Genomic DNA, 4099 nt, shown 5'->3' with positions numbered 1-4099 from the left:
TAGGTTCAAACCCTGCTCTCGCAACCAATTCTTACCTGCCCCAAGATATCAAAATACAAAAAACAAAACATCGGGCTCAGCTTTTTATAAACACTGGCAAAAGTCATAGGTTCAAACCCTGCTCTCGCAATCAATTTTAAATACCTCATAAACATAAAAAACATCAGTCTCATTTATTGAAACCTATTTTAAAATGTCGATTTGTAATATTGTTGATGGCAATGAATGATATAAAACGCAGAAAATAGAGAAATGCACATAGCAAGAATCAAAGACTCAATCCTCGCTACATAATAAAAGCCTAGAACGGCATTTTGAAACCTGGAGGTAGTTCCATACCGCCTGTTAAACCACTCATTTTAGACTTATTAACCTCTTCTATGCGACGTACTGCATCATTCATAGCGGCTGCAATGAGATCTTCAAGCATCTCTTTATCATCAGATAAAAGCTCATCATCAATCTCTACCTTACGTACGTTGTGATTGCCAAGCAGTGTGATTTTCACAAGACCCGCACCTGATTCACCGACGACCTCGGTGTTAGCAATTTCAGCTTGTGCTTTTTGCATGTTTGCTTGCATCTCTTGGGCTTTTTTCATTAAATCGCCCATTCCACTTTTACCACTAAACATAATTTTCTCTCTCTTTATTACTGAAATATATTCTTATGATGTATTGATTGATTATAACGGGATCACGCTATTTTCATAGACTTTTGCTCCGCAGTTAACCACTAATGCTTTAATATTTTCATCTTCCACAATGGCATGTTTGGCATTGTTTAAATATTGGTCATAAAGTGCCATCTCAGATTCAAAGGCGGTTAACTCTCCAACCGCATTACCCACTTCAATGTACATGTTTGTCTGTGCACCATAATAGCTTTTTAACTGTGCTTGTAACGTTTCACACAAACTACCATCATTAAGAAGATGCTGTTGTGCCACTTTAAGTGTTAATGTTATCTGCTGATCATTTTTTTTCATCACACTGTTTTTTGCCAACAGTTTTACCAAGCCCACCAGCCCCATCTTTTGAATGGCGAGTGACCACGGATCAGTCAATTTATCTTCAACATATTTTGCTGTGTCTATCGTGACAGCTTCAAAAGCCTGATCGCTAAAATAGGGATGTTTTACCCGCGCAGTACTATTGATATTCTCACGGCTTGGAACAATGGCCATTGGCTCTACAACGTTCTGAATTTCAGCAGGGATATCGACGTGATGTTTTGACGGTTCTTCAATAGGAGGCGGTTCAATGAATGGTATCTTGATTGCACTATCAATTGTTGTATCAATGTGACCATCAATAATACGAGCAACAGTGGGTAACGCAGCGACAACGGGCTCACGATGTAGATGATGATCAGTTGTCGCCTGTGGCTTTTTTGTTTCATTTCGCTTTAAACGATGGCTACGTAACATATTACGTGAATGTGTTACTTGGCTGATAGACTCCACTGGCACTTGCTCAGAGGTCGTAACAACCTGCTGTTCAGGTATTGCCTCAACAGGCTGTTGCTCAATAAATGTTTGAGGCTCAAATTCAGGCACGATAGGTTGTTCAATAATATTTGTAGGCTCAAAAACAGGTGTTTGTTCAACGACCAAGGGTTTATGCTCTGCAGGTGCGGTAATCTCTTCAACTATAGGCTCTATGGCTTGTATAACAGGTGCGAATTCTGGCTCTGATTCATCATGGGTATTTTTGTTGATTAAAAGCGTTTCATCGAGCTCAATATAGTTTGCCGGTTTAAATGCTAATAAGCGCATCACCGTCATCTCTAATGCTATTTTTCCATTGGGTGCAAACGCATAATCTTTGTAACCTTGCAGTGCAATTTGATAATAAAGTTGCACCTCTTCGGGTGTTAGGCGTTCACTTAATAGTTGGATAGCAGACTTTTCACCACTGTGTGGTTGAGCTTGAAGTTGTTCCAGTGCAATTTGATGGCATAAAGTGGCTAACTCTTGATGTAACTTGGCAAAATCAGCACCCAGTACAACAAACTCCTCTATTTTTGCAAACACTTTAGTGACATTACCAGAAACGATAAAATGCAGCAGATAATGCAGGTGACTATTATCCAGTGTGCCGACCATTTTCAACACGGATTGGTAGTCGATATTGCCATTGCCAAACGCAAGTGCTTGATCGGTTAAACTCAAAGCATCACGCATACTACCATCAGCGGCTTTTGCAATCACACTCAGAGCACTGTGCTCAAACGTGGCTTGCTCATGTTGCAGAATAAGAGCCAATTGCGCTTCAATCTGCTCAGGCAGTATCGCTTTTAGATGAAACTGTAAGCAACGTGATAAGACAGTAATAGGAAGTTTTTGAGGGTCGGTTGTCGCCAATAAAAATTTTACGTATTCCGGGGGCTCTTCCAATGTTTTAAGTAGTGCATTGAAACTATGTTTCGATAACATATGCACTTCATCAATAAGGTACACTTTGTAACGTCCAACTGCAGGTTTATATTGTACGTTATCAAGTAGTTCACGCGTATCATCAACCTTGGTACGTGATGCCGCATCGATCTCTAACAGATCAACAAAACGACCTTGATCAATCGCCACACAGTTTTCACACTTTCCACATGGCGTTGCTGTTACGCCCTTTTCACAGTTCAGACTTTTCGCTAAGATACGCGCGATAGTGGTTTTTCCCACACCACGCGTGCCACTGAACAAGTAAGCATGATGCACCCTATTTTGTGCGAGTCCATTACTTAACGCGGTTAAAACATGTTGCTGTCCAACAACTTGAGAAAAATTATGTGGTCGCCACTTTCGGGCTAATACTTGATAACTCACTAAAATTACTCGCCTTCAAAGGTAACTAATGAGAACAACGGAACACCCAATTTTTGCAACTTCTTTGCGCCATTCAAAGCGGGTAACTCAATAACAAACGCAGATTCAATCACATTTCCACCTAAACGTTGAATCAGTTTGATTGAGGCTTCTGCTGTGCCACCCGTTGCTAACAGATCATCGATTAATAAAACCGTTTCTCCTTCTTTAATTGCATCGCTATGAATTTGCAATGTGTCAGAGCCATATTCTAATGTGTAACCCTCTTGAATCGTATCACGTGGCAATTTCCCAGGTTTACGCACAGGCACAAATCCTGCACCAAGAGCGGCTGCTAATGGAGCACCAAAAATAAACCCCCGCGCTTCAGTTCCTACTACTTTATCAATGTTCTTATCTTTGTAACGTGTTACGAACTGCTCAATAGTGGCTGCAAATGCGTCCCCATTTTCAATTAAGCTAGTGATATCACGAAATAGAATGCCAGGTAATGGATAGTCTGAAATAGTTTTAATACTATTTTTGATTAGTTGCTGTACGTTTGAAGTCATCGAATTTACTCATATTAATAATTATATAGCCATGATACTTCAAGATGCAAAGTCAGCAAGGAAAATCGTGCCAAGATGCTCGGCATAAAATTGAACTTTTCGATAGATTAATAAAAACAGATTAATCTCTGTCGGTAGGATGAACATAAAGACGTTAATTCTTTAATCGTCGTTCTAAGTCGAGATTTTATAACAATGCAGATTGGTGCAAGTTGCCCTGCCTTTATATGGCACAAGCTTGTCTTTTGTTAAACGATGGCAACGTTACAACAATCACAAAAGGAATTCATGTTGCGTCTTGCCTTAGTGTCCGAGCTGACGACTCAATGAAGCATCTTGATTGGTAACGGATATATAAAAATGAAGAGAGAATATATAAAAAAGCCCTAATCATCTGATTAAGGATCTGCTTCAAAATCACTTGCGCTTTTGTTTTCAAAATAACCCGTCATTTAGGATTGGCTTCAACATTACTTGCGATTTTGTTTTTAAAATAGCCAGTCACTTAAGGCTTTTTGGAAACAATTTATCGCAAGTTATTGTGTAACGGTCCCTTTAGACTTTTTGAAAACAATTTAGCGCAAGTTATTGTGTAACGATTCCTAAGGCTTAAATTTTTATCTATATAGATAATCACACACTGACAAAACTTATGCGAAATTTTGGTTCACAAAGTCCCAGTTAACTAATGCCCAAAAACCATTGAGGTAGTTAGGGCGAACGT

General features: G+C 39.4%; 4 protein-coding genes. All 4 read right to left on the bottom strand.

All coding sequences use genetic code 11. The features are described 5' to 3' along the window. Positions 1 to 301 precede the first annotated feature (301 nt). A complete protein-coding gene (locus tag G322_RS0117845; RefSeq protein WP_022943053.1) occupies positions 302 to 634 on the bottom strand; it encodes a YbaB/EbfC family nucleoid-associated protein in 333 nt (110 codons plus the stop codon). Between the two features lie 51 nt (positions 635 to 685). After that, positions 686 to 2824: a DNA polymerase III subunit gamma/tau gene (gene dnaX / locus G322_RS0117840; protein WP_022943052.1), complete on the bottom strand. Its 2139-nt coding sequence runs from the start codon at positions 2822 to 2824 to the stop codon at positions 686 to 688. A gap of 5 nt (positions 2825 to 2829) precedes the next feature. After that, positions 2830 to 3375, bottom strand: coding sequence for an adenine phosphoribosyltransferase (gene apt, locus G322_RS0117835; RefSeq protein WP_022943051.1), 546 nt, complete (start codon positions 3373 to 3375; stop codon positions 2830 to 2832). Positions 3376 to 4025: 650 nt separating this feature from the next. Beyond that, on the bottom strand, positions 4026 to 4099 hold a 74-nt coding region (locus G322_RS24700; protein WP_342662428.1), incomplete at its 5' end, for a Fe-Mn family superoxide dismutase.

This window comes from Psychromonas hadalis ATCC BAA-638, assembly GCF_000420245.1.
GTDB lineage: Bacteria > Pseudomonadota > Gammaproteobacteria > Enterobacterales > Psychromonadaceae > Psychromonas > Psychromonas hadalis.
Note: the sequence above shows the minus strand (reverse complement) of the source record. Positions and strands in the feature narration are given on the sequence as shown.